The sequence below is a fragment of the Prochlorococcus marinus CUG1433 genome (assembly GCA_017644425.1).
GTDB classification, from domain to species: Bacteria; Cyanobacteriota; Cyanobacteriia; order PCC-6307; family Cyanobiaceae; genus Prochlorococcus_A; species Prochlorococcus_A marinus_U.
The window spans coordinates 43,482-69,034 of the sequence record JAEPLN010000001.1 but is presented as its reverse complement, the minus strand read 5'-3'; the positions used below and the strand labels follow the sequence as shown (position 1 = coordinate 69,034).

30 protein-coding genes and 1 tRNA gene are annotated in these 25,553 nt (G+C 28.8%); 22 read left to right on the top strand and 9 right to left on the bottom strand.

Translation table 11 applies throughout. The annotated features are described in order from the left end of the window. Positions 1 to 23: 23 nt before the first annotated feature. Together JJ842_00465 and lptC are read left to right on the top strand one after the other, a co-directional pair. Positions 24 to 1,568, top strand: coding sequence for a methionine--tRNA ligase (locus JJ842_00465; protein MBO6970384.1), 1,545 nt, complete (start codon positions 24 to 26; stop codon positions 1,566 to 1,568). A 25-nt stretch (positions 1,569 to 1,593) separates the two neighbouring features. Beyond that, the gene (lptC, locus tag JJ842_00460; protein ID MBO6970383.1) at positions 1,594 to 2,175 is read left to right on the top strand and encodes an LPS export ABC transporter periplasmic protein LptC; all 582 of its coding nucleotides are present in this window, start codon (positions 1,594 to 1,596) and stop codon (positions 2,173 to 2,175) included. Here lptC and JJ842_00455 read toward each other — a convergent pair. Then, complete coding sequence (locus JJ842_00455) at positions 2,172 to 2,798, bottom strand: cofactor assembly of complex C subunit B (protein MBO6970382.1); 627 nt, start codon at positions 2,796 to 2,798, stop codon at positions 2,172 to 2,174. The genes lptC and JJ842_00455 overlap by 4 nt on opposite strands. Before the next feature lie 111 nt (positions 2,799 to 2,909). Between JJ842_00455 and JJ842_00450 the strand changes: the two genes are divergently transcribed. From JJ842_00450 to JJ842_00435, 4 genes are all read left to right on the top strand, one after another. Next, positions 2,910 to 3,221, top strand: coding sequence for a fusion glycoprotein F0 (locus JJ842_00450; GenBank protein ID MBO6970381.1), 312 nt, complete (start codon positions 2,910 to 2,912; stop codon positions 3,219 to 3,221). A gap of 10 nt (positions 3,222 to 3,231) precedes the next feature. Continuing rightward, the gene (locus JJ842_00445) at positions 3,232 to 3,792 is read left to right on the top strand and encodes a bifunctional adenosylcobinamide kinase/adenosylcobinamide-phosphate guanylyltransferase (protein ID MBO6970380.1); all 561 of its coding nucleotides are present in this window, start codon (positions 3,232 to 3,234) and stop codon (positions 3,790 to 3,792) included. A 2-nt stretch (positions 3,793 to 3,794) separates the two neighbouring features. Further along, complete coding sequence (locus JJ842_00440; GenBank protein MBO6970379.1) at positions 3,795 to 4,277, top strand: tRNA (cytidine(34)-2'-O)-methyltransferase; 483 nt, start codon at positions 3,795 to 3,797, stop codon at positions 4,275 to 4,277. Positions 4,278 to 4,306: 29 nt separating this feature from the next. Beyond that, positions 4,307 to 4,380 (top strand) — tRNA-Met (locus JJ842_00435). Between the two features lie 339 nt (positions 4,381 to 4,719). Here the strand turns inward: JJ842_00435 and JJ842_00430 are convergent. Continuing rightward, a complete protein-coding gene (locus tag JJ842_00430; protein MBO6970378.1) occupies positions 4,720 to 5,085 on the bottom strand; it encodes a hypothetical protein in 366 nt (121 codons plus the stop codon). Between the two features lie 76 nt (positions 5,086 to 5,161). Between JJ842_00430 and JJ842_00425 the strand changes: the two genes are divergently transcribed. After that, positions 5,162 to 5,314: a hypothetical protein gene (locus JJ842_00425; protein MBO6970377.1), complete on the top strand. Its 153-nt coding sequence runs from the start codon at positions 5,162 to 5,164 to the stop codon at positions 5,312 to 5,314. Positions 5,315 to 5,891: 577 nt separating this feature from the next. Here JJ842_00425 and JJ842_00420 read toward each other — a convergent pair. Then, the gene (locus JJ842_00420; GenBank protein MBO6970376.1) at positions 5,892 to 6,104 is read right to left on the bottom strand and encodes a hypothetical protein; all 213 of its coding nucleotides are present in this window, start codon (positions 6,102 to 6,104) and stop codon (positions 5,892 to 5,894) included. Positions 6,105 to 6,234: 130 nt separating this feature from the next. On the opposite strand from JJ842_00420, the gene JJ842_00415 reads away from it, so the two are divergent. Together JJ842_00415 and JJ842_00410 are read left to right on the top strand one after the other, a co-directional pair. Then, positions 6,235 to 6,405, top strand: a complete 171-nt coding sequence (locus JJ842_00415) for a hypothetical protein (GenBank protein MBO6970375.1) — start codon at positions 6,235 to 6,237, stop codon at positions 6,403 to 6,405. Positions 6,406 to 6,469: 64 nt separating this feature from the next. Next, positions 6,470 to 6,691, top strand: coding sequence for a hypothetical protein (locus JJ842_00410; GenBank protein ID MBO6970374.1), 222 nt, complete (start codon positions 6,470 to 6,472; stop codon positions 6,689 to 6,691). Between the two features lie 4 nt (positions 6,692 to 6,695). Here JJ842_00410 and JJ842_00405 read toward each other — a convergent pair whose 3' ends face one another. Further along, positions 6,696 to 6,854 carry a hypothetical protein gene (locus tag JJ842_00405; protein ID MBO6970373.1) on the bottom strand — a complete coding sequence of 53 codons (159 nt, stop codon included), beginning with the start codon at positions 6,852 to 6,854 and terminating at the stop codon, positions 6,696 to 6,698. A 303-nt stretch (positions 6,855 to 7,157) separates the two neighbouring features. On the opposite strand from JJ842_00405, the gene JJ842_00400 reads away from it, so the two are divergent. Then, positions 7,158 to 7,742, top strand: coding sequence for a peroxiredoxin (locus tag JJ842_00400; protein ID MBO6970372.1), 585 nt, complete (start codon positions 7,158 to 7,160; stop codon positions 7,740 to 7,742). Positions 7,743 to 8,549: 807 nt separating this feature from the next. On the opposite strand, the gene ftsH is transcribed toward JJ842_00400, so the two are convergent. Next, positions 8,550 to 10,304: an ATP-dependent zinc metalloprotease FtsH gene (gene ftsH, locus JJ842_00395; GenBank protein ID MBO6970371.1), complete on the bottom strand. Its 1,755-nt coding sequence runs from the start codon at positions 10,302 to 10,304 to the stop codon at positions 8,550 to 8,552. Positions 10,305 to 10,435: 131 nt separating this feature from the next. Here ftsH and JJ842_00390 point away from each other — a divergent pair, with 131 nt between their 5' ends. Continuing rightward, the gene (locus tag JJ842_00390) at positions 10,436 to 10,606 is read left to right on the top strand and encodes a 50S ribosomal protein L32 (protein MBO6970370.1); all 171 of its coding nucleotides are present in this window, start codon (positions 10,436 to 10,438) and stop codon (positions 10,604 to 10,606) included. Positions 10,607 to 10,609: 3 nt separating this feature from the next. Here JJ842_00390 and JJ842_00385 read toward each other — a convergent pair whose 3' ends face one another. Genes JJ842_00385 through JJ842_00375 form a run of 3 tightly spaced genes read right to left on the bottom strand, consistent with a single transcriptional unit; the run spans position 10,610 to position 11,774 of the window. After that, on the bottom strand, positions 10,610 to 10,936 hold the full coding sequence (locus JJ842_00385) for a DUF565 domain-containing protein (GenBank protein ID MBO6970369.1): 327 nt from the start codon (positions 10,934 to 10,936) through the stop codon (positions 10,610 to 10,612). After that, positions 10,923 to 11,684 (bottom strand): HAD-IA family hydrolase, encoded by a 762-nt coding sequence (locus tag JJ842_00380; protein ID MBO6970368.1) that lies wholly within the window; start codon positions 11,682 to 11,684, stop codon positions 10,923 to 10,925. Before JJ842_00380 ends, JJ842_00385 begins: the two co-directional genes overlap by 14 nt. A 12-nt stretch (positions 11,685 to 11,696) precedes the next feature. Then, positions 11,697 to 11,774, bottom strand: a complete 78-nt coding sequence (locus JJ842_00375) for a photosystem II reaction center protein Ycf12 (protein ID MBO6970367.1) — start codon at positions 11,772 to 11,774, stop codon at positions 11,697 to 11,699. An 82-nt stretch (positions 11,775 to 11,856) separates the two neighbouring features. Here JJ842_00375 and JJ842_00370 point away from each other — a divergent pair, with 82 nt between their 5' ends. The 10 genes from JJ842_00370 (at position 11,857) to JJ842_00325 (ending at position 21,239) form a co-directional block, all read left to right on the top strand. Next, positions 11,857 to 12,204 carry a YkgJ family cysteine cluster protein gene (locus tag JJ842_00370; protein ID MBO6970366.1) on the top strand — a complete coding sequence of 116 codons (348 nt, stop codon included), beginning with the start codon at positions 11,857 to 11,859 and terminating at the stop codon, positions 12,202 to 12,204. Next, positions 12,201 to 12,527 carry a TMEM165/GDT1 family protein gene (locus JJ842_00365; GenBank protein MBO6970365.1) on the top strand — a complete coding sequence of 109 codons (327 nt, stop codon included), beginning with the start codon at positions 12,201 to 12,203 and terminating at the stop codon, positions 12,525 to 12,527. Before JJ842_00370 ends, JJ842_00365 begins: the two co-directional genes overlap by 4 nt. After that, a complete protein-coding gene (locus tag JJ842_00360; GenBank protein MBO6970364.1) occupies positions 12,528 to 12,839 on the top strand; it encodes a TMEM165/GDT1 family protein in 312 nt (103 codons plus the stop codon). It abuts the gene before it with no gap. A gap of 70 nt (positions 12,840 to 12,909) precedes the next feature. After that, on the top strand, positions 12,910 to 15,132 hold the full coding sequence (locus tag JJ842_00355) for an RNB domain-containing ribonuclease (GenBank protein MBO6970363.1): 2,223 nt from the start codon (positions 12,910 to 12,912) through the stop codon (positions 15,130 to 15,132). A 64-nt stretch (positions 15,133 to 15,196) separates the two neighbouring features. Continuing rightward, entirely contained in the window at positions 15,197 to 15,637 is a 441-nt protein-coding gene (locus tag JJ842_00350) for a hypothetical protein (GenBank protein MBO6970362.1), read from the top strand. Positions 15,638 to 15,703: 66 nt separating this feature from the next. After that, on the top strand, positions 15,704 to 16,192 hold the full coding sequence (locus JJ842_00345; protein MBO6970361.1) for a DUF2996 domain-containing protein: 489 nt from the start codon (positions 15,704 to 15,706) through the stop codon (positions 16,190 to 16,192). An 82-nt stretch (positions 16,193 to 16,274) separates the two neighbouring features. Further along, a complete protein-coding gene (gene acsF / locus JJ842_00340) occupies positions 16,275 to 17,447 on the top strand; it encodes a magnesium-protoporphyrin IX monomethyl ester (oxidative) cyclase (protein MBO6970360.1) in 1,173 nt (390 codons plus the stop codon). Between the two features lie 31 nt (positions 17,448 to 17,478). Continuing rightward, positions 17,479 to 18,900 (top strand): TldD/PmbA family protein, encoded by a 1,422-nt coding sequence (locus JJ842_00335; GenBank protein MBO6970359.1) that lies wholly within the window; start codon positions 17,479 to 17,481, stop codon positions 18,898 to 18,900. A gap of 3 nt (positions 18,901 to 18,903) precedes the next feature. Beyond that, a complete protein-coding gene (locus JJ842_00330) occupies positions 18,904 to 20,256 on the top strand; it encodes a TldD/PmbA family protein (GenBank protein ID MBO6970358.1) in 1,353 nt (450 codons plus the stop codon). After that, positions 20,253 to 21,239 (top strand): methionyl-tRNA formyltransferase, encoded by a 987-nt coding sequence (locus tag JJ842_00325; GenBank protein MBO6970357.1) that lies wholly within the window; start codon positions 20,253 to 20,255, stop codon positions 21,237 to 21,239. The genes JJ842_00330 and JJ842_00325 overlap by 4 nt, the downstream gene beginning before the upstream one ends. Here the strand turns inward: JJ842_00325 and JJ842_00320 are convergent. Then, positions 21,236 to 21,946, bottom strand: coding sequence for a hypothetical protein (locus JJ842_00320; GenBank protein MBO6970356.1), 711 nt, complete (start codon positions 21,944 to 21,946; stop codon positions 21,236 to 21,238). The genes JJ842_00325 and JJ842_00320 overlap by 4 nt on opposite strands. Before the next feature lie 74 nt (positions 21,947 to 22,020). Here JJ842_00320 and mfd point away from each other — a divergent pair, with 74 nt between their 5' ends. Next, positions 22,021 to 25,533 carry a transcription-repair coupling factor gene (gene mfd, locus JJ842_00315; protein ID MBO6970355.1) on the top strand — a complete coding sequence of 1,171 codons (3,513 nt, stop codon included), beginning with the start codon at positions 22,021 to 22,023 and terminating at the stop codon, positions 25,531 to 25,533. Positions 25,534 to 25,553: the final 20 nt, after the last annotated feature.

Sequence of the window (25,553 nt, the reverse complement as noted above, 5' to 3'; positions counted from 1 at the left end):
GTTAGTATTAATAAAAAAGCTTTATGACTTTTGTCATTACTACACCTTTATACTATGTTAATGATAAACCTCATTTAGGAAGTGTATATACAACAATAATTTGTGACTCAATAGCTAGGTATAAAAGGCTGGTAGGTGAAGATGTTATGTTCATCACAGGTGTTGATGAACATGGCTTAAAGATACAAAGAACAGCTATTGAAAAGGGTATTGAGCCAAAATCACATTGTGATGAGGTCTCAGAAATCTTTAATATTAATTGGAATAATTGGAATATATCCTTTGATAAATTTATAAGGACAAGCTCAAAAAAACATGAATTTGTTGTTAATGAATTTTATGAAAGAGTAAAAGCATCAGATGATATCTATATGGGAGTTCAAAAAGGTTGGTATTGTGTCGGTTGCGAAGAATTTAAAGATAATCCAGAAAACTCAGCAACATATAAGTGTCCCATTCATCAAAAAAATCTTGAATGGAAAAATGAAGAGAATCTCTTCTTTAGACTTTCAAAATATCAAAAAGAAATTGAGAAAATAATTAACGAACCTTCTTTTATAGAGCCAATAGAAAGAAAGAATGAAATTGCAAATTTTGTTTCTAGAGGTTTAAAGGATTTTTCAATTTCAAGAACAAATGTCTCATGGGGAATTCCTGTACCAGGTCACGATAACCATACCTTTTATGTATGGTTTGATGCTTTACTTGGATATGTGAGTGCCATTAGCTCTGATGCGACAGATTATTCATTGGAAAAATCAATTAATGGTGGATGGCCCGCTGACATTCATTTAATTGGTAAAGATATACTTAGATTCCACGCTGTGTATTGGCCTGCAATGCTCATTTCTGCAAATATGAAAGTTCCTAAAAAAGTTTATGGGCATGGATTTCTTACTAGAGAAGGCCAAAAAATGGGCAAAAGCTTGGGAAATGTACTCGACCCTGACTTATTGCTTTCCAAATATGGAAATGATCCTGTAAGGTGGTATCTCATTAAGGACATATCACTAGGAAATGATGGAGATTTCCAAGACAAAAGATTTGTTGACATTATCAACAATGACTTAGCTAATACAATTGGTAATTTATTAAATAGAACATCATCTATGTCTAGAAAATGGTTTGATAATAAAGTGCCAAATAATGAAAAAATATTAAGTAAAAATAAATTAGAGAGTTATGCAAAAATTGCAGTTGAAAAATATATTCATAACTTTGATATATACAAATTAGATCTAGCAGCTAATGAAGTGCTCAGCCTTGCAAATAATACAAATTTGTATTTGAATGATAATCAGCCTTGGTTGCTAATAAAAGAAAAAGATAATCTCCCATTAGTTAAAGAAATTATTTATAACGTATTAGAAAGTACTCGAATAATAGGATTACTATTACTACCTTTATTGCCCGAATTATCTAAAAAAATTAATTATCAACTTGGTTCTATATACAGTGAAGAAATTCCCTGGAAAAAACAATTAAGTTGGGGATTATTAGTTAGCAATTCAATTCTTCCTAAACCCACTCCAATCATAAATAAACTGGAGTATGAGCAACATTTATAGATTAATAATTTTCTTTCCATTTTTCATTCTTGGCTGTGCACCAAATGTAATTGATGAAAATAAAGTAATACAAAAAATAGATACTTTAGATATGAATATTTTCTCTAAAAGTGGAGATAAAATTTATTCAATTACCAGTCCAAATTCAAGTTATGACAATATTGAATTAAAATTTGAATTAAAAAAACCCATCATTAATATTTTCAATGGGGGGAAAACTAAATATATTATTAGTTCTGAAAAATCTACATTAACAAACAACAATAAAATCCTTAATTTAAAAGGGAATGTCAAATTAAAAACCCTTAAAAAAGATGAGGATATCTTATATGCTGATAATTTTATTTGGAATATAGAAAAGAGTAACTATCTATTAATGGGCAATATAAGATTTGAAAATCAAAATATTATTTTAAATTCAGAAAAAGCCATATTGGGTTCAGATAATATAATTGAATTTTTCAATCCAGTAAAGTATGTAATCAAGGATGAAAATAATGATAATAAGTATGAAATAAATTCAGAAAATGCTTACTATAATTTAAATACTGAATCAGTAAGTTTCAAAGCAAATGATAAAAGAGTTAAGTCTATAATTTATTTTTAAATATTATTTTTTGAAAAAATATTATTAATTTTTTTCGACCAGTTATTTATCCATTTTTCGTCAGACTTTGTAAAACACTTAGCACTCCAGCCTCCTATCAATATAAAAGACTTATTATTTATAGGTACAACTAAGATAGATGGAATGTTGGCACAAAAATTAAAAAATTCATCTTTTCCTGGGTAAAATTTCGTGTTTGCCAAAGATATTAATTTCATATCTTTAATAGATCTCAGACAAGTTTCCCCAGGTTGAAAATCATTATTTGAAGTAATTCCTCTTCTCAATATATTCGTGCCATCATTGTGGATTAATATAGTTGCTGCGGCTGTCGAAGTTAATATCGCTTCAGAACCCCATGCAAGTTCATCAATAACTTCACCAGGAATGTTTTGATCGAAAATAAACTTATTTTCTCCTTTTAAATCTGCTTTTTCACCAGCTAACGGTTCGAATTGTTTAAATAAAAAACCTATTAAAATAATAATTAATGAAGCTATTGCAGCTAATACTTGTGCTCTTTCAAGCTCAGGAGTAATTGTTTCTATTGAAATGAAATTTGCTATCTGAAAAATAAAGAGTATTGCACCAACTAATATTAATGATTTCCCATTAAATCCCATATATTAGATATGTTAATTCTATTTAAATTATGCAAATATTATATTGTTTAGGACATTTAAATTTACTCAATCATTTGGTTTTTAATATATAATTAATCAAAACCTCTTAAAATGAAACTAAACATCAATAAATATATACTTTCGTTTATCCTTTCAAGCTTGATATTTATACTTATTCCTTCCACTACATACGCAAAAGAAATTAGTAGTATAAATAATTTTTTTGGCATTACTCAGCAGAATAATATTACAAATTACGAAAAGAGTCAGCCTTCATCTATTGACAACCCTGTAGTGGATCCGAATTTTAATACTATGAGATCAGAAGATACTGATAGTTCAACTGCAACTTACATAGTAATTGGCTTGTTAATTGCTGCCACAATTATTCCCTTGGCAACATGGTGGTATTTCTCTAAATAACAGAGAATTTATGAATGCCAAGAAATCGAATATCAAAGATTTTTTATCTAATATTATTTTCATCACAGGAGGAACAAAAAGTGGTAAAAGTGAATTCGCAGAGCACTTAGCAAAGGAGATTAAAGAATTATCATATGTTGCCTTGTCAGAAAAAAATATTGATGATAAAGAATGGCAAGAAAAAATTAACCTACATCAAAAAAGAAGGCCAAAAGATTGGAAATTAATAGAAACGACAGATCTATTAAATACATTAAGTAAGGAAGATGGTCCATTATTAATAGATTCCATTGGCGGATTTGTTATGGAAAGTATTGGGAAAGAACATAATGAGTGGTCAACTATGATGAATTTACTAACAAGTCTTTTAATGAAAAGAAAAAGCCTAACATTTATTGTTGGAGAACAAGTTGGCTGGAGTTTGGTCTCTGAATATAAAATTGGTAATACTTATATTGAAAGGATAGGCGAACTTCAAAAGAGAATAACCAAAATATCAAAAGATAATTGGCTGGCAATAAATGGTAGAGCAATCAAAATAGATGAAATAAGTATAGAAATACCTACTTAGAATTGGAAGTCGCTCTTTTTGAACCTAGAATCCCACAAAATACTGGTAATATAGCCAGATCATGTGCTGCCTTTAATATTCCTTTAAATCTTATAGAGCCCTTAGGTTTTAAACTTGAAGATAGATATTTAAAAAGAGCAGGATTAGACTACTGGCCCCTTGTTACTGTTAATAAGTATGGAAATTTTGATAAATTTTTAGCGTCAAAAGAAACAAAAAGATTAATTTCTTTTAGTAAAAAAAATGGGATATATTTAAAGGATTTTAAATTTAAGCATGATGATATATTGCTATTTGGGAGAGAAGATTCAGGATTACCAGATTGCATTATTGATAAAAGTGACTTTTTAATATCAATATTTATGCCAAATTTACAAACAGAAAACAATGATCAAAAAGGTGTTAGGAGTCTAAATCTTTCAGTTGCATGCGGTATTGCTATATATGAGGCCCATAAACAAATATATTTTCAAAATAGTAATTAAGTACAACCAATGCCTTAGAATATTCTCATGTCTCGGTAGCTCAGCTGGTTAGAGCGGCGGATTCATAGCCCGCAGGTCGCGTGTTCAAGTCACGCTCGAGACATTTTCAATACTTTTGGATTTAAGAACTTAGGTGAAATTATTAATTGACTTAAATTAACATAAAAAATATTCTTAACTCACTCAGTACAGTCTTAGATCAAATGTAAATTTAAATATTTATTGTATTTATATTATTTTATTGCTATTTTTTTAAAGCGGACTAAGGTTCATATCTCCACGAGGATTTAGTCCGCTGCATTTTAAAGACTCAATTTAATTAAGATTCATCTTTATGAAATTGATTTATATAATTTCGTAAATATTTATTATTGCTTAATTGCTTAATTTCAAAATATTATTAAATAACGATCACATATAAAAATTATAGGTGTGACACTATTTATTCAAAAATATTGTTATTTCGCTTCATAACTTTCTTGAAATACTTGAACTCAATAAATTCATGCATCATTTTGATATCATCTAACAATACTTTTTTATTAATTATGTATTCGTCGCCATTACCTGCAGATTTATTATTTTTAGAAAAAGTTTCATGTTTAAATGAAAAATTGATGAAATCATTTTTAAAATTAGTATTTGAACTAAAAGATTCATTTAATACTCCTCGAGACCTTAATGCTTCTTCGACCAATAGACCTGTAACTTTTGACTGACTGAATTCATTAGCTACACACAATTTTTCAATAATTTCATGAACTTCTTCACTTGGCAAATAACCAATTCTTTTCCTCGGAGAGGGCATAATTAAAAAAATTAGTGTCACACTTGCATATTACAAGTGTTGCACTATATTTGATTTAAGTCAACTAATTTTTGCCATGCATATTTTAATATTTCCTGCCGGATTTATTCTTTGGTATCTAGCTTATGAAGCAAAACCCATTATTAATGATGAAGTAACCCATTATTGGGAAGAGAAAAATACAATTAAAAGAAATAAACTTTTAAATATAATCAACGAAAGCTTTTAAAACTAACTGTCAATAGATTTTGACCATTCCTTGTGCTTGTAATCCAGATCTGAGATTAACCGTTTTTGATAAGTGAATTTGAGTTGATTTTCATTAAGAGATTTTTTTGTGATAATCATCTCTTTAGAGAAAAAATCAGGAGTGTTAGAACTACTTATTTTTTTTTTGAATTCCATATAAATAATTGATCTATTTTTTTTATATGATTCAAAAGGTAATAGTCTTAATATTTTTATATTCTTTTTATATTTCCTTAATATACATTTTTAGCATGTTTGTAAAAAATATAAGTTTATCAAATAAAAACAGCTATATTTAAACAAAATAATGCTTTACTATGAATCTTAAGGAGAGAGGGATTACTGTTGGAGATTTGCTTATTTTATTTATGATAATCATCACTTCTACAATATTAATTAAATCATTTAGAGATGATAAGAAAACAACACTTAATTTTATTAATCAAGAGAAAGTTTTTTATAAAACTCATAATTAATTATTTTAACTATTATTTATCTTGCTTTATCTTGCATTTAAATTTCAAGTTTATTATTAACAAACAAGAACTTTCTTTATTTTAAATATTTTGATGAAATGATTTAGAACTTTCCCACTGCAAATTATCCTTTAAATCATTGATATCATTTGATATTGAAACCAAATTAGCCATTTGAAGAATTTGAGTTTTATTTAACCTATTAATAGCAATAAGTTTATTAAGCATTTCTAAAACAGATCTATCATTAATATTCATTGTTTGTATAAAAAAACTATTATCATCAATGCACATACTTTATCTTACAATTTTATAATTTACTCTTTAAATTTCATAATATATTCAATGCTAAATATAAAATCTTACCTTAACTAAAAATCATAAACTCACTTTTTTATAAATTCGTTTATTGTAAAAGAAAAAAATGAAAAAAAATTCTAGAAAAGAATACCTTAGTAAAGATGAAGTTAATGAGATGATTGAATCAGCTATCAGAAGACATAATAGAAGATCCACAATTATTTCAAGTGTGCTTGGCTGGATACTAATAGGTGGTTACTCATTTGGACTTTTTCATGTAGTACAAAACGTCTAATCAAGTTCTCTCATAAATCAGAACAAGTCAGATGTTAAATTAAGATAAGATATAGAATTTATTTATGAGGGAATATATAGAAGAAAACTTAATAGTTATCCGTAAATATTTAAAAAAACGAAGAAAGGTTATATCAAAGTTGAATAATTCTTCAATAATGGAGGAATTTAAAGAATGGAGTAAAGATCCAATACCGGAAAAAGAATCAATATGGACTTTACCCGACTTAACTAGCTGTGAAAGATTAGAAAATTTTTGTCGCTCAATCAAAAAGGAAATAAAATAAGTTTTTAATTGCCTAGTTGTATGTGATTTACTTTTAAGTAATAAAAACCAGCAAATCCGACTATATTTAATATTACAACGAAAATCCAAGCTCCAATTGGCTGGTCGGGATCGAACTTTTTTATTTTAATTTTATCCTTTAATCTTTCAATATATTTTGCCATAATTAAAAATACTAAAAAGGATAATATTCATTATAGAGATTGGGATTTAAACGAATCTAAAATAAAAAAAAATTTCTTTTAATGCAAATTTTTATTATCATGTCTGTTAATTGGATATTTAATTAATTCTTTCTTGAGATTTTTTAAGAGTTTGCTATGGTTCAAAATGGTAAACTTTCTAGTAAAAGAGTAATGCCAATTCATTTTATAAAAAAAAAACTTGCTAATTTATAATTAATAAAATTATAATGCTTATTACGGTCATTCAGACCATAAATAATTTAATTAAGGACAAATTTTTTCATGAGCTTAAGAGTTGGCCAAGAAGCACCAGACTTTAGTGCTACAGCAGTATATGATCAAGAGTTTAAAGAGATTACACTTTCAGGTCTAAGAGGTAAATGGGTTGTTTTATTCTTTTACCCTTTAGACTTTACATTTGTATGTCCAACAGAGATCACTGCATTTAGTGATAGATATCAAGATTTCTCAGCACTTAATACTGAAATACTTGGTGTATCAGTTGACAGCAAACACTGTCATCTAGCTTGGATACAAACTCCAAGAAATGAAGGTGGAATAGGTGATATTAATTACCCATTAGTTTCTGACTTAAAAAGAGAAATTTGCCAGGCCTACAATGTTCTTAACGATGATGGAGAGGCCGATAGAGGTTTATTCCTTATCAATCCCGAAGGAGTAGTTATGCATACGACAGTTAACAAGGCTCCTGTTGGTAGAAATGTTGATGAAACACTAAGGATTCTTCAAGGTTATCAGTACGTTGCGGCAAACCCAGATGAAGTCTGTCCAGCAAACTGGACCCCTGGGGAGAAAACAATGTTAGAGGACCCCAAAGGTAGTAAGGAATATTTTTCTGCGCTATAGAAGGATTAGAAACTTCTAACTAAGATTTGAGTAATAAATAATTATAAAAAAATAAAAAATAATCATATTCAAAAGGGGGAATACATCCCCTTTTTTGGGTTTGTTTACGGTCCAATCGCTTAGATTAGTTTTATATGATAAAAATGACCAAGTAAAATAAGAGATTTCTATAATTATTAAGATAAAAATATTAATTAGATTTAAATCATTGAAACTAAAATATCTATAAATATGAAACTTATCATCAACATAAATATTATTAATTTGAAAATACCAAAGGTAAAAAGAATTCATAATAAAACTTAGCAATATTAATTTCTTAATTAAAAACCTAGATTTCTTTAAAATTAATAAGATAGAATTTAAAATTATAAATAAACTAATCTGAAAAATATTCGGTTTTGGTAAATTTAGTTCTTCAAAGAATATATTACATGAAAGATCAAAAGTTATTAATATATAATCAATTATAAAGTACGAAAGTAATATCAAATTTATTGCTACTAAGAATAATAGTCCTTTACCCTTAATAGTATTTTTACTAATAATTTTATTATTATTAAAAGTATAGTATGTATAATTGTTTAAAGAGTTTAAACAAACCAGGGAGGGGCATATCATACCGCTCAAATAATAAAGAACTGAATAAAACGAGATATTATTAATATTGAATAGATACAAATTAAACCATTGTTTTTGTACTAATGGGAGAATAAGTAAGAATGAAATTGTAAATAAGAATTTTGTTATATTGTTTTTAATTATCAAGATAATATTATATTTTTAATTTAACTTAAAACAATTAAATCAAACTTTCAAGAATTTAGAAGTTATTAATTTAAATACTTTTTTATCTACAGTTTCTTTATTTAGAAGTATGTCAGCTAATTTATCTAGTAAGACTCTATTTTTTTTCAAAATTTGTATTGAATTGTTTAATGATATTTTAGAAATCTTTATGATTTCATTATCTATTCTAGAACTAGTATTTTCTGCTATGAGTGGCTTTCTTGTAAATAATCCATCTCCCAAAAACATTTCATTATTATCAGAATCCATTGCAATTGGACCAATAATTGAAAATCCATATTTTGTAACCATTTCTCTTACAATCTTAGTCGCAAAAGAGATATCGTTTATAGAGCATTGAGTAATTTCATTTTCACCAAAAACAATAGTTTCTGCTGCTCTTCCTGCTAGAGCAATTTCAATTTTTGAAAATAATAATTTTTTTGAAATCAAGCCACTAGATATTACATCTTCGTCAGGACATATTTTTGTATATCCTCCTAGAGACCCAGATCTAGGCAAAATTGTGATTTTATCAACTGATTCAATCCCATTTCTAACAGCAGATACAATTGCTCTGCCTACTTCGTTGTAAGCAATTATTTTCTTCATATTTGGAGAAGTTATTAAAGAACTTCGAAGTCCAATTGTAATTTTGTCAAGAGCATTTTCTATATGCAGATCACTGATTAATTTGGATTCATCTCTTGCACAATGAATAGCACTCTCGTTCATCAAATTTGCAAGATCTGCCCCAGAAAATCCAACTGTTCTAGAAGCCCAATATGCTAAGTCAACTTCGCTTGAAAGTGGTTTTGAAAGTGCATGTACTGAAAGAATTTTTTTTCTTCCATCTAAATCAGGGAGCATAACTTCTATTTTTCTATCAAATCTTCCAGGTCGTAATAATGCTGCATCCAAAATATCTGGTCTATTTGTTGCCGCTAAAACAATAATCCCTGAATTATCAGCGAAACCATCTAATTCAGTTAGAAGCTGATTAAGGGTTTGTTCTCTTTCATCATTTCCACCTCCGATCCCAGACCCTCTTTGCCTACCAATAGAATCAATTTCATCAATAAAAATTATACAAGGAGATTTTTCTTTAGCCTTAATGAAAAGCTCACGGACACGGCTTGCGCCAACACCAACAAAAAGTTCTACAAATTCAGATGCAGATATTGAGAGAAAGGGGACTCCTGATTCACCAGCGATTGCTTTAGCCAATAATGTTTTACCTGTTCCAGGAGGGCCGATTAAAAGTACTCCTTTAGGAACTTTTGCCCCTAGATTTTCAAATTTTTTGGGTTCTTTCAAAAAAGTTATAACCTCTTTTAATTCTTCAGCTGCCTCAGGAACACCGGCGACATCATCGAATCTCGTTTCTACGTCATCAATAGTTACAAATTTAGCTTTACTTTTGGTAAAACCAAAGGCCCTAGAGGCTAATTTTGATGTACTCCTCAATATTAGAACTAAAGCTAATATAAAAATCAGTAAAAGGGTGATTGAAGCAAACGAATTAGCAGCTGAGGCTTCTTTTCTACTATTATTGACTGTAAGTTCCACTTTATTTTCAGTAGCCTTTTCAAGGATTAACTGATCGTTGTAAAGGATAGGTATTTTAAATTTGTCACCATTTTTATATAAAACATCAATTTCTCTCTGTCTTGGATAGTAAAATATTGATTCTATTTTTCCCGCCTCTATATCCTCTAGAAGATCCGAATAACTTGATTTAGAATTGGAATAAGAAAATTTAGATCTGAACACTAATCTTTATAAGTTATTAATAAAGCATATATGCTTATTTAAAAAATGGACGTATATAAACAAAATATACTCAAAAGTTTTGGAGATAACCAGTTAAAGGTTATATTATTATAAGGAAATAAAGAAACAGAATGGCTGTACCAAAGAAGAAAAAATCAAAAAGCAAAAGAAACCAAAGGCATGCTGTTTGGAAAGGAAAAGCAGCAATAGCAGCACAAAAAGCAATATCTTTAGGTAAATCAGTTTTAACTGGTAAAGCTCAAGGATTTGTTTACCCTATAGAAGAAGAAGAAGAAGAATAGCTTTTAAGATCCTAATTTAAATGCCTCTAGTATAATGGCATAAATTGCGCCTATTCGTAATTTATCAACCACGGACCAAATATCATAAAATTTTGAAGATGGTGAAGGCTTAATTCTAATAATAATTTCAATGAAAACAATAATTATCGGAACCATAATTAACTCATTTTTGCCTTCAGATATGAATTTTGTAACAAAATTTGCGAACAAAAAATAACCTGTCAAAACAGAAATTAAGCTAATAGATTTAGACCTCCAAGTATCACTTAGAAAACCAAAAAGCAATTTATTTAGTTGGTAGGTAATTCTTGAAAAATTAGTTTTTTGCATCACTAACAGACGTTAAATAATCACTTAGGAAGGTATGGTCAACATATGATTTTTTTAGTTTAGGGCCTTTAATAACGTTTGCCACATTATTCTCATCACCAAGACTGTCTAAAATACAATCTAATCTAATATTTTCCTCAAGAACTATTGGAATATTTGAAGGAATAAAAATTGTCGGCAAGTTAGCTGCTAAAGAAGATTTCAATCCTGGATTAGAATCTTCGAAAACTATTGAGTTATTTTCTTTGATACCACTTAATTGAATTGCCTTAAAATAAGGTATTGGATCTGGTTTCTTTAATTCAACGTCATCACTTGAAATAATGAACTCAAAGGGATTGAAGCCATTAAATAGATATTCAAGAAGTAAATCAACTTGCTTTCTGGAACTTGAAGTAACAATAAATTGTCTTACTTTTTTTTTATGTAATTCGTTTATTAACCTAAAAACACCAGTTTTAAATTGCACGGTATTTCTTTTTATTATTTCTAGATAATGAAGCTGTTTTTTTTCATGTATTTTTATAATTATATCTTCAGAAAAGTCATCATTAATTGATTTGGAGTAGTAAGCAATTCTATTCTTGCCCCCATTTATCCTCAAGAGCTCTATGTATTTTTTTTCATCCCAATACCATTTAATACCAAGGTCTTTAAAAGCATTATTAAAAGCAGGTAAATGAGCTTCTAATTCAGTATTTGCTATAGTTCCATCTAAATCCCAATAAACACCTTCGAGATAAGCCACCAAAGAGAATTTTTATCTACGGTAAAATACAAGAGCAATTATTGCTGGTCCTGCTAGCGCAACTACAGCTAAAGGAATAAGTGTTGCCATGATTAATGAATATGTTTTGTGATACTATTTTTACAAATAAATGATCGAACTGTACTGATACGTAACAAGATTGAATTAAATTATGAAATCATGGACATGTATAGAGAATTGCGGCGCATGTTGTAAATTCAACTTGGAAGAAAGGAGTGGTTTAAAAGAAAAACTTAATCACGAAGATATAGCTTTAATAAATTCAATGACTGCTAAAGACGGTTGGTGTAAGAACCTGGACAGAGAAAATAAAAAATGCTTAATTTACGACAGTAGACCTCATTTTTGTAGAGTAAATGAATTTTCAACTAGATTTAAAGAATATCTGAAGTCCGGCGATAAATTTCTTATAGATTGCTGTGAACAACATATTTCATCAAATTATGGATATCGAAGTAAAGAGATGAAAAGTTTTAAAACAGCCGTTTCAAAAAAATGAATAGTAAATTGGAAAAACAAGAAAACAAAATAGAGAAAAGTTTCTTGTCTATATTCATTACAACTTTTACAACAATTTTTATTGCTGAACTTGGAGATAAAACGCAGATAGCAACGCTCATGCTTTCTGCTGAATCCGGAAAGCCAATAATTGTCTTTCTTGGAAGTTCTCTAGCATTGATAAGCTCTAGTATTGTGGGTGTCCTAATAGGAAAATGGTTATCAAAAAAAATATCTCCAAGTAGATTTGCATTATTTACTGGAATTTTAATGATAATAATAAGTGTTTTTTTAGCTTATGATACTTATAAACAATATTTATAAATGGTTTTAAGTTTATTACTTTCGACATTTCTAACTGTTTTTATTGCTGAATTAGGTGACAAAACTCAACTAGCCACCTTAACTATAAGCGGCACGTCTAATAAACCATTAGCTGTTTTTTTAGGATCTTCTTCTGCACTTGTCTTTGCAAGTTTACTAGGAGCTTTGACAGGTGGATCTATTTCAAGTTTTTTACCAGAAGTGGCTCTTAAATCTATAGCCTCAATAACATTTTTTATAATTGGCATAAGGCTTTTGATTAACTCATTCGTTATCGACAATGAAGAAAAAGAAGACAAAGATAATAAATAGTTCTAAGCTTGTATAAAAGATGTAATAATAGATATATATCCTAAATAACTTATAGGTATACATCTATAACATGTTCACAACATCTTCAATAATTGATAATTTAAATCAGTCAGAAGGTTTAGAATATAAAAAATTATGCAAATCTTTAAAAATCACTAAAAAATCTGATAAAGATAAATTAGAAATCGCTCTAACAGCCCTAGAAAAACTTGAAATTATTAACAAAAATGAAGATAATAAATATACCTTTATAAAAGATAGCAGTCACATTGTCGCTAAAATAAGATGTAGCAGTAAAGGGTATTGCTTTGCCGTAAGAGAAAAAAATAAAGAAGATATCTACATTAAAGAAAATCTGCTTAATTATGCTTGGAATGGTGATAAAGTTTTAGTCAGGATACTTAAAGAGGGGTATAGAAGAAGATCACCTGAAGGAATAGTCGATTGTATTCTTGAAAGATCAAATCAGATTCTTCTTTCTAAAGTTGAGATAATAAATAACAATGCATATGCTATTCCTATTGATGATAGGATTCTCTCTAAAATAAAACTTCCAGAAGACGATAAAAAATATAACTATAATCCAGAATATAAAAACATAGTTAAGGTAGAGATTGATAGTTTTCCTATAGGTCAAGACGAGGGGTTAGGGCATGTTTTAAAAGAATTACAACTTAATGATAATGAGGAACTAGATACTGATTTTGTTTTATCTAAAAGCAACATTATTAATTTTAGTAATAAAAACATCATTGAATCTAAGAAACTAGAAAAAAGGGAAAGAATTGACTTATCAGATAAAAATTCATATTTGTTTAGAAGTTGGGATTCTGACAATTCACCAATGCTCCCAATCATTCAAATAGAACAAGATAAAGGTAAATGTACAAAATTATGGATTCATACAAATAGTGTTGCAGAAAGACTAGAACTAAATAGTAAAAATTCTTTAGAGATATTTTTTAACGGATCTGAGTCATATCCTTTATTAAACAAATGGCAAAACTATCTCAGTGAGAACATAAGAAAACACTCTGAATTTAAATTAGGAGAAACGAAAGAAGCAATAAGTCTTTGTATGCATTTGAATAGTGATAACGAAATTACAAAATGGTCATTTCATCTTACTTTAGTAAAGTGTTCATTAATCGTTAGAAGTGAACACACTGAAGCACTTCTATCTAGGAAAAGTAAGACTAGAATTACTTCTCGATTATTAAAACCTATCAAGGACCATATCGAAGAATTAGAAAAAATATTAGAAATTTCAAAATCACTTAGGAAAAAACATCTTCTGGAAGGAAAAGTTGAAATTCCTACTCCAATAAATAAAATTGGATCACTAGATGAATTTTTTATTCATAACCCAGCTGAATACTCTAAAGGATATTTTGAGCCTCTAAAAAAAGAAGATTGCCAAACATATCTTGCTCCAATTTTGTACGAAGGGAATTCAATATGGTTCAAACATTCAAATCAATACGGATTAAAAAGCGCAGGGTACATCTCAAAGGATTTGGACTATATAAATGTAAATGAAATCATTAAATATTCAGAATTTATCGGCAATAATTTAGAACTAAATGAAGATGGTAATTTAACTTTTAGTCAAATACTTAAATTATGTGATGATGATAATAAAAAAAGAATACTACATAAACTTTTAATAAATGAATTTAAGGAAAATGAAATAAGCTTACATTTTAAAGATTCAGATAATAATGATTCAGATAAAATATTTATTTCTCCATGGACAATGCCAGGATATGACTTGACAAATCTTTTGAACCAATACTGTATTTTAAATATGATAATTAATGGCAAGAAATCAAAGAAAAATAATTTTAAAGATGTAAATATAATGGAGAATAATTCAATGGAGCACATAAATTGGAATATATTTAATTCATCAATTTCAAAGAACATCGATACACTACTGAATAAATTTGTTATAGATAAACTTAAAGAAGAAAAAAACAAAATAAATCAATATAAATCAAATATGATAAGTATTAAGAAAGTAAGAGAAGCAGAAAAACTTCTCGGAAATACTTATAGCGGCACTATATTATCAGTACAAAGTTATGGCTTTTTTGTTGACATATCCGAACTCAATGTGGAGGGCTTAGTCCACGTCAGTACACTTAATAATGATTGGTACGAATACAGATCAAGGCAAAATTTATTGATTGGAAGGAAATCTAAGAAATCATATAAAGTTGGAGACGAAATAGTCGTAAAAATTATAAAAGTAGATATTCTTAAATATCAAATTGATCTAGAGTTAACATAAAAAACTTTAAAAAATATTATGGAATTTTTAATACAAAAATAATTTGAAGAAAACTTTAAGTATGATTTTAAAAAATAAATTTAAATTATTAACGCTCTTTTTAATTGTAATATTACAAGTTTTATTATACACAAATAATAATCAGAAGAGTTCGTTTAGATATTTTAAATGGACTATACAAGAAGTAAGAATAGGTAAGTTGATAAGTATTTCTTTTTTTTCAGGTCTTATTATGAGTACCTTATTAAACGTCACAATTACTAGCTCCAGAAAAAATAACTTTGAATATATAGAAGAAAATTATGATCCAACTAATAATGAAGAAGAAATAAAATCAAATATTGATATCCCACCTCAAAGGGATATTAGAGATACTCAACCAACAATATCGGTTAATTACAGAGTAGTAAAAAATATGGAAGATAAAAATTTAAATAGAAATCAAAATTATTCAAATAGCCCTGTAAATAATGATGATTGGCAAGATGAAGAGGATGATTGGTAGGAGAAAAAATTTTTATATTTATGAAAAATAATTTTTTATTTATAATATGTGTAATATAATTTTTTTATGGAAGAAAATCTAGAACAAAATATTAAAGACGACAATGAAATACCTGACAAAACTAATGTATCTAAACCAAAGGAAACGGAATTATCTAAATCAGATAAAGATATCCCCAAGCCAAAAAAAGAACTTCCTATAGAAAAAAAACCATTCCAAGAATTTGTTAATGAACATTTGATTCCTGCATTTATAGATGAGATAAATCAAAGAGGTTTAGAAATTAATTTTATTAATCTCAAAAATACTAATAGACCAATTGCCGGGGATAAATGTTGGGTAATAAATTGTGAAATAAAAGATATTTGCATATTTTGGCTTTCCTTTGAGAAGGAAGACATTAGTTCATTAAAAAGTATTTCATTATCGAAGCCAAATCAAGAGCCAAGCATTATAGAATCATTTTTAATCGACGAGAAAAGAATTACCCTTAAATTAATAATTTCAAGGGTACTGCAGAGATTAAACGGTCAAAAGCTTATAGGAGTTAATTGATTATAAAAGAATGACACCAAGTTAACTTTTCCCTCGAAAATACAAATCATAGTAAATAATAGTATTAATAAAACAGATAAAGATGTCTCAATCAACCATTGAATCTAAAAATAAAAAAGAAATAAATAATGGGAAGGTGCCCGCAAAGGAAACAATATTGTCCCCAAGGTTCTATACAACTGACTTCGAGGCAATGGAAAATATGGATTTATCAATAAACGAGGAAGAATTAGAAGCTATATGCGAAGAATTTAGGAAAGATTATAATAGGCATCATTTTGTAAGAAATAGTGAATTCGAAGGAGCTGCAGAAAAACTTGATCCTGAGACGAGAGAACTTTTTGTTGATTTTCTTGAGGGAAGTTGCACTTCAGAGTTTTCTGGTTTTTTACTTTATAAAGAGCTTAGTAGAAGAATTAAAGACAAAAATCCCCTTCTTGCGGAATGTTTCGCTCACATGGCCAGAGATGAAGCTAGACATGCAGGATTCTTGAACAAATCAATGAGCGACTTTGGATTACAGTTAGATTTAGGATTTTTAACAGCCAATAAGGATTACACTTATTTCCCACCAAGAAGTATTTTTTATGCCACATATTTATCGGAAAAAATAGGCTATTGGAGATACATAGCAATTTACAGGCATCTTGAAAAAAACCCAGATAGTAAGATTTTTCCACTATTTAATTATTTTGAGAATTGGTGTCAAGATGAAAATAGGCATGGTGATTTCTTTGATGCATTAATGAAAGCACAACCTCGCACAGTTAAATCATTAAGCCAAAAAATTACCATTGGGGGCTCTACCTTCACACATCCACTATTTGACTATTTCCATAGATTTAGATACTTTTTGAACAATCTTCCATTAACATCTAAGTTATGGTCTAGGTTCTTCTTACTTGCTGTATTTGCAACTATGTATGCAAGGGATTTGGGAATCAAAAAAGATTTCTACGCTTCTTTAGGATTAGATGCCAAAGATTACGACCAGTTTGTTATTAATAAAACAAATGAAACTTCTGCAAGAGTTTTTCCTGTAGTACTAGACGTTTATGATAAATCTTTTTATGGAAGATTAGATAAAATAGTCGATAATAATAAGATTCTTACCGATATTGCAAGCGATGATGGAAATAAAGTATTCAAAACTTTTAGGAAATTACCTAAATATTTATCAAACGGTTACCAATTATTAAGACTATACTTATTAAAGCCTCTTGATAGCAAAGATTTTCAACCTTCGATTAGATAATCTTTTATACAGAGTAGATTCATAAACTCAAATGCTTTCGTCACAAATCAAATCAAATGAAATTGTTTTTGGTAGTTGCAATAAAGATTTATTAGAAGAAATTATTTTCTATGGAATTGGACTTGGTGCTGATTTTGTTGAAATATTTTTAGAGAGTACCGACAATTCCAGTGTATTAGCTGAGGAGGATTTTATTACAAGTGTAAGTCCATCCTTTGGAAGGGGTGCTGGTATTAGAATCTTTAAAGAAAAAAAGGATGGATTTGTAAGTACAAATGATTTAACAAAGCATGGCTTGATGAGATCGGTATCTCAGGCTATTGAGATGTTAGACATAACAGACAACAAAAAAGAAGTATTTAACGGTTTAAATAAACATAGGGACTATGGTTTATCAAAGAAGAAATGGATTAATGAAGTCCCTTCAATTCATGAGATAAGTGAAAAACTTTTAGTCAGCACAAAGTCTTTAAAAAAAAATAATAAAATAATAACAAGAAAAGGAAGTTACTCAAGAAATCTGCAAGAAGTAATAATAGCCTCCAGCGACGGAACCTATGTCTCAGATATTAGGTTGCATCAAACAGTTGGACTCAACGTAATTGCTAGTGATGCTCAATATAGATCTAGTGGAAGTAGAAGATTTGGATCTTCAGGAATTCCTAGTGAATTCAGATTATGGGATCACGAAAAAGCAGCTAATGATGTGGTTGAAAGCTCAATGAATATGTTGTATGCAGATTATGTTGATGCTGGACAAATGCCTGTTGTATTAGCTAATAAATTTGGTGGCGTTATATTCCACGAAGCCTGCGGTCATTTACTTGAAACTACTCAAATTGAGAGAGGAACAACACCATTTGAGAATAAATTGAATGAAAAAATTGCACATGAATCTGTAACAGCAATAGATGAAGGGATATCAGAAGGATCCTTTGGTTCATTATCAGTGGATGATGAAGGTATGGAACCTGAAAAATCAGTTCTTATAAAAGATGGAATATTAAAAAAATTCATATCTGACAGGGCAGGTGAATTAAGAACTGGTCATAAAAGAACAGGAAGTGGAAGAAGACAAAATTATTCTTTTGCTGCAGCTTCAAGAATGAGAAATACTTATATAGCTAAAGGTGATTACTCCAAAGAAGATCTTATAAATAGTATTAGCGATGGTCTTTACTGCAAATCAATGGGTGGAGGCAGTGTAGGTGCTACAGGACAATTTAATTTTGCGGTAGAAGAAGGTTATCTAATTAAAAATGGTAAATTAACAAATCCAGTAAAGGGAGCAACTTTGATTGGTGAGGCTAAAGAAGTAATGCCAAAAATATCAATGTGCGGGAATGACCTTGAATTAGCACCTGGATTTTGTGGATCAATCAGTGGAAGTGTCAATGTAACTGTTGGCCAACCTCATATTAAGGTTGATTCAATCACTGTTGGTGGAAGATAGGATATGAATTCAAGAGAAATAACAACTCAAATTTCAGATGCGGCAGAATCTCTAAATCTAAGAAAATGGGATTATGGTGCAAGCTTTTCTAATGATTTCTCTGTTCAAGTAGATAAAGGAGAGGCTAAACAACTTAAGGCATCACAAAAGCAAATTTTAACTATAAGAGTTTGGAATCAATCTAATTTAGTTGGTATTACAACAACAAGTGATATTAGTGAATCTGGTATTAAAAAGGCTCTTAAGCAAGCAAATATAGCCTCTGATTTTGGCAATAAGAATGAAAGTACAGAATTTTCACCGCTATCGAAGGATCCTATTAAAGTTAAGGAAGTAAAAAAAAGAAATCCTGTTGGAATAAAAAAATTACTTACTCTTTTAAGAGAAGCGGAAGTAAAATTATTAAAAAGCCATGAATCCATAAAATCTGTACCATATAATGGTTTATCTGAGAGTTTTTTTGAGAGAGTTTATGCAAATAGTGATGGTGCCTTTCGAAGTTATTCCAAAAGTCAAGCTGCGCTATATTTATATGCAAGAGCAGAAGAAAAAAATAAGAAACCTCGTAGTTCAGGTTCCATAAAACTTGGATACGGAGTTGATGATATAGATATAGAGTCGTGTATTAGAGAGGCTTCAAATAAGACAATTTCTCACTTAAATTATTCATCTATTAAAACTGATAAATATTTAATATGCTTTTCCCCAGAGTCTTTTTTAACTATTATTAGCGCCTTCAGCTCAATGTTTAATGCTAGAAGCATTATAGATGGAGTTAGCTTATCTAATAAAAATTCAATTGGAGAGAAAATATCTACAGAAGCACTTAATATTTATGATGATGGTCTACACGAAAAGAATATTTCTTCTTCCCCATTTGATGGAGAAGGAACCCCAACCAAAAGACTATGTTTAATTAACAAAGGGAGAATTGAAAATTTTATACACTCTGAATCAACTGCAAGAATATTTAAAACAAATCCCACTGGCCACGCTGGACTAGGGTCAAAAGTCTCAGTATCCCCTGATTGGATTGTAGTTGAAAAATCAGAGGAAAACTTTGACCTCAAAACATCACTGGATCACTCTACTTATCAGGGAGAATTTGTTTATATCGAAGAATTAAATGCAATCCATGCAGGTGTAAGAGCCAGTCAAGGGTCATTTTCTCTTCCATTTGATGGATGGCTCTATAAAAACGGGGAAAAAATCTCAATAGAATCAGCCACAGTAGCAGGAGACATCAAATATCTTTTGAAAAATATACTAAATATAGAATCAAGCCAGGAGGTAACAACAAGTGGGATATCTCCACATATATGGGTAGATGAATTATCCATAACTGGTGACGCGTGAGAATTATATTCTGGGGAACACCTGAATATTCAATTGCAAGTCTCGATATTTTTATTAAATCTAAGCACGAGGTAGTTGCAGTAGTTAGCCAACCTGATAAGAAAAGATCTAGAGGAAATAAATTAATATCCTCACCTGTTAAACGAATTGCCGAGCAAGAATCTATAAAAATTTATACTCCTGAAAAAATCAAGGGCAATACAGATTTTATAAATGAACTTAAATCACTTTCTTGTGATTTATTTATTGTTATAGCTTACGGAAAAATATTACCCAAAGAGATATTGGAAATTCCAAAATTTGGTTGTTGGAACGCACATGCTTCATTACTTCCAAGATGGCGTGGTGCTGCCCCAATCCAATGGTCCCTGATAAAAGGCGATGAATTTACTGGTGTAGGAATTATGAAAATGAATGAGGGACTAGATACTGGCGACATATTGTTGGAAGAAAAAATTAAAATTGATAATAACGATAATTTAAATACACTTATGGGAAAACTTAGTATTTTATCGGCAAAATTATTTTTAAATGGTACATCATTAATCGAGGAAAATATAAATAAAAATACTAATTTTCAATTAACAAAACAAAATAACCTTGGAAGAGGAATTACCTACGCAAGAATGATTGAAAAATCAGATTATAAAGTGGTTTGGAGTGATGAGGCATTAAAAATTTCTCAAAAAATAAAAGCATTATACCCGCGAGCAAATACAACTTTTAGAGGTAAGAACCTAAAAATAATTAAAATCAAAGTTTTGAGTAGTGATGAAATAAAAAATAAAAAATACATTTTATGGAGCAATTATTCAAAACCAGGTATTATTGTTGCCGTAATAGAAAATGAAGGAATAATAATTTCAACTAAAACTGATCCGATTATTTTGTTAGAAGCAAAGCTTGAAGGCAAAAACATATCTAGCAAAAATCAATTGATACAACAATTAAAACCAACAGTAGGTGATTATTTCTCAGATTAAGTTTTAGATTCTTTTTTAGAGAATCCCCAAATGAATGCAAAAAGAATCAAAATATAAAAATAATAGTCTGGAAGAATAGACTCTTTAATTAATGTATTAAGTAAAAGCTTAATCCCAACAATCAAAATTGCTACGTAACCGGCTGTTTCTAATCTAGAAAATATATCCAAAAGTTTTAGAAAAATCCCCGATGTAAATCTTAATGCTAATACACCAATTACTGCTCCAAACATAATTAATATGTATTGATCACTTATAGCAACAGCGGTAGTAATACTGTCTATAGAAAATGCAAAATCAGTAATCGAAAGAAGTGCTACAACTCTTAAGAACTTAAAATTGTTATTTTTATTATCTGTACCATTTTCAGAGTTTTCTATATCTGAATTTAAAAAAACATTAGAGAAGAATAAGTATATTAAATAAAAACCGGCAAAAACCCTAATAAAAATAAATTTGAGAAGAACATTAGATAATATGATGAGAATAATTCTAAATAACAAAGATATTGTTATACCAATATTTAAGGCTCTTGACCTTAATTCTGAACTTTCGAGGGATTTAGTAAGAGAAGCTAGTGCGACAGCATTATCAGCTGACAATAATAATTCTAGAGCAATTAATATTGGTAAAAGTGTAAAGATTTCGTACCAACTGTCTACCTGATCTAGTGTGGGTATAAAAGAATTTATTGCGGCTGAATCCATCAAATATTATTCACAATCTGTATAAAATCTAATATAATGTATCGGATATTTGTAATCAAGATTGATAATTATAAATGAGTTTAAATACTTTAGTTGATTATATTTCTAACTCACAAATTACTTCTGAATTAATAAAAAGAATTTCAAAAAATAATGAATTAAATATTGTTGGTTCAAGTAGATATGCTAAATCAATAATCTTAGATAGCATCGCAAAAAAAGAGGGGAAAAATATATTATTAATTTGTCCTAATGTAGAAATTGCCTACAAATGGATTGGTTATTTTGAAAGTATAAATGATAAAGCAGTTTTATATTATCCTCCAACAGAACATCTACCATACGCATCAATTAATAAATCCAAAGAGATTGAATTTAGTCAGCTTACTGTTTTATCTAAATTAATAAAAAAAGAGAAAAAAGAACTAAAGATTGTTATATCAACAGAGAGATCACTACAACCTCATCTAATAAATAAAAACTTATTTATTGAAAACAAGTTAGATTTGCAAAAAGGAGTTCAAATCGAGATTCAAGAATTAGCAAATAAACTTACTATGTTGGGTTATACGAAGGAGAATGTGACTTCCGTAGAAGGATTCTGGAGTAGGAGAGGGGAAATAATAGATATTTATCCTGTCAATAATGAATTTCCTGTAAGATTAGAATTTTTTGATAATGTAATTGAAAAAATAAGAGAATATGATCCCAATACACAGAAAACTTTAGAAAGTATCAATAATATTGAAATAATACAGGCTGGATTTGATTTGCTAATAAATGATAAGTTAAAGAATTTATCTAAGAACAGTATTTTTAATTCAGAAGATATAAATAAAAATAATCTTGATCGTTATTTAGGAATAATTGAAAAAGAACCCTCAAATATAATAGATTTTATTAATAGGGAAACAATTCTAGTAATTGATGAATTAGAAGATTGTAAAAAATTTGCCAATAATTGGTATTTAGATTCAGAAAGTAATTTTGATAATTGTGTAAATGAATTAAATGAGAACCTTAAAAATAATGATATTAATTTAAAGGCCAAACCTAATTTGCATTTAAAATTTGACGAAATATTAAATTCAATAAGAAATTTTAATTTAATAAAATTTTATGAATTTGAATCTAAAGACAATATTGATAATAGGTTTTTATTAAACGATAAAAGATTAAATTCATACTCTAAAAATATAGGAAAATTATCCAATGATATAAATAAGAATATAAAAAATAATGAAAAAGTATGGATATTATCAGCACAACCATTGAGAACTAGAACTTTACTTTTTGAGCACGAATGTAATACAAACTTCTTAAACAATCCTAATGATATTGATGAAGCATTTAAGTCTATTAATAATTCAATTCCCTTAATTATAAAAAATAAGAACAATTATGAAATCGAGGGTTTTTATCTTCCGATATGGAAGGTTGTCCTCATAACAGATAAAGAATTATTTTCTCAACAATCTTTTTTTAATAATGTATTTATTAGAAGAAAAAAAAGAAGTGTCAGTTCAAATATAAATGTTAACAAGATTATTCCAGGTGATTATATAGTTCATAAAAATCATGGAATAGGAAAATTTTTAAAAATAGAAAAAATAAATATAACTGGAGATTCAAGAGATTATTTAGTCATTCAGTATCAAGATGGGAAGATAAGTGTGGCCGCTGATCAACTTGGTAGTGTTAACAGATATAGGTCTACCGGAAAAATAAAGCCAAAAATAAATAAATTAGGAGGAACAGAATGGGAAAGAATAAAAGAGAAAAATAAGAAACAAATCAAAAAAGTTGCTCTCGATATCTTAAAACTTTATGCAAAGAGAGAAAAATTAAAGGGACACATATACCCAGAAGATGGTCCTTGGCAAGATGAATTAGAGGATTCATTCCCTTATCAACCAACCCCTGATCAAATTACTGCTGTAAAAGAAATAAAATCTGATATGGAAAGCGATAAGCCAATGGACAGGCTAGTTTGTGGAGATGTAGGATTTGGGAAAACAGAAGTTGCTGTAAGGGCTATTTTTAAAGCTATTACATCAGGCAAGCAGGTAATATTATTAGCACCCACAACGATCTTAGCTCAGCAACATTGGAGAACAATTAATAATAGATTTTCACCTTACCCAATAAAAGTATCATTACTAAATAGATTCAAAACAGTTAATGAAAGAAAAGAGATTTATGCAGGGTTGAAAAATAACAAAATTGATTTAGTTGTTGCAACGCACCAAATTTTAGGAAAAGAAATTGAAATCAAAAACTTAGGACTACTCGTAATTGATGAAGAACAAAGATTTGGAGTAAGACAAAAGGAGAAAATTAAAAAAATCAAAACCAACATAGACGTGTTAACTCTCTCGGCAACTCCAATTCCAAGAACTCTATATATGAGCTTATCTGGACTGAGACAAATGAGCTTACTAAATACTCCTCCTCCATCAAGAAGATCAATAAAAACATATTTATCTGAAATAGATATGGATGTTATAAGAACTGCAATTAATCAAGAACTAGATAGGGGAGGTCAAATATTTTATGTTCTTCCAAGAATTTCTGATATTGATCAAGCAGTAAACAAATTAACAAATATGTTTCCAAACTTAAAATTTATTGTTGCTCATGGGCAAATGAACGAAACAGATCTTGAAAATGCAATGATTGCTTTTAATAATGGAGAAGTAGATCTAATGATATGCACAACTATCATTGAAAGTGGATTAGACATCCCTAAAGTAAATACAATCATAATTGAAGACTCACACAAATTTGGACTTTCACAACTTTATCAACTCAGGGGAAGAGTTGGAAGAAGCGGGGTACAAGCACATGCTTGGTTATTTTATCCAAATATAAATAAAATTAATGACGCTGCAAAACAAAGATTGAAAGCGATAAAAGATTTTTCGGAACTAGGAAGTGGATACCAACTGGCAATGAAAGATATGGAAATAAGAGGTGTTGGAAGTTTACTAGGGGAAGAACAAAGTGGAAAGGTTAATGCTATTGGTTATGATTTATATATAGAAATGCTCCATGAATCTATTTCAGAAATCAGTGGGCAAGAAATACCAGAAGTTAGCGACACACAAATTGATCTTCCAATAAATGCATTTATACCTGCAACATGGATATTAAACAGAGAGGAGAAGCTTGAGGCTTATAAGTCTGCGACTGAATGTTCAAATAATGATGAATTAACTGAATTAGCAACAGACTGGGTTAATAGATATGGAACTTTACCTAAACCTGTTGAATCATTAATTATGATAATGAGACTAAAATTACTTGCTAAAAAATGTGGTTTTAACAAAATCAAACTTATAAAACCAAACATTTTGATTGAGACAAAATTAAAAAAATCTACTTTTAAAATTCTTAAAAATTCATTATCAAGTAGTGTTCAAAATAAATTTAATTTTAATGAAGGAGAGCAATTTTCCATGATAACCATAAGGGGATTAGGGGTAACAGAAATTCAAAATCAAGTTGATCAATTAATTTATTGGTTTGGTTCTTTTGTTAAAGAAATAAATAATTTCGACAAAGATCTTATAGTTAAAAAAGAATAAATTATTAAAAAATTATTTAA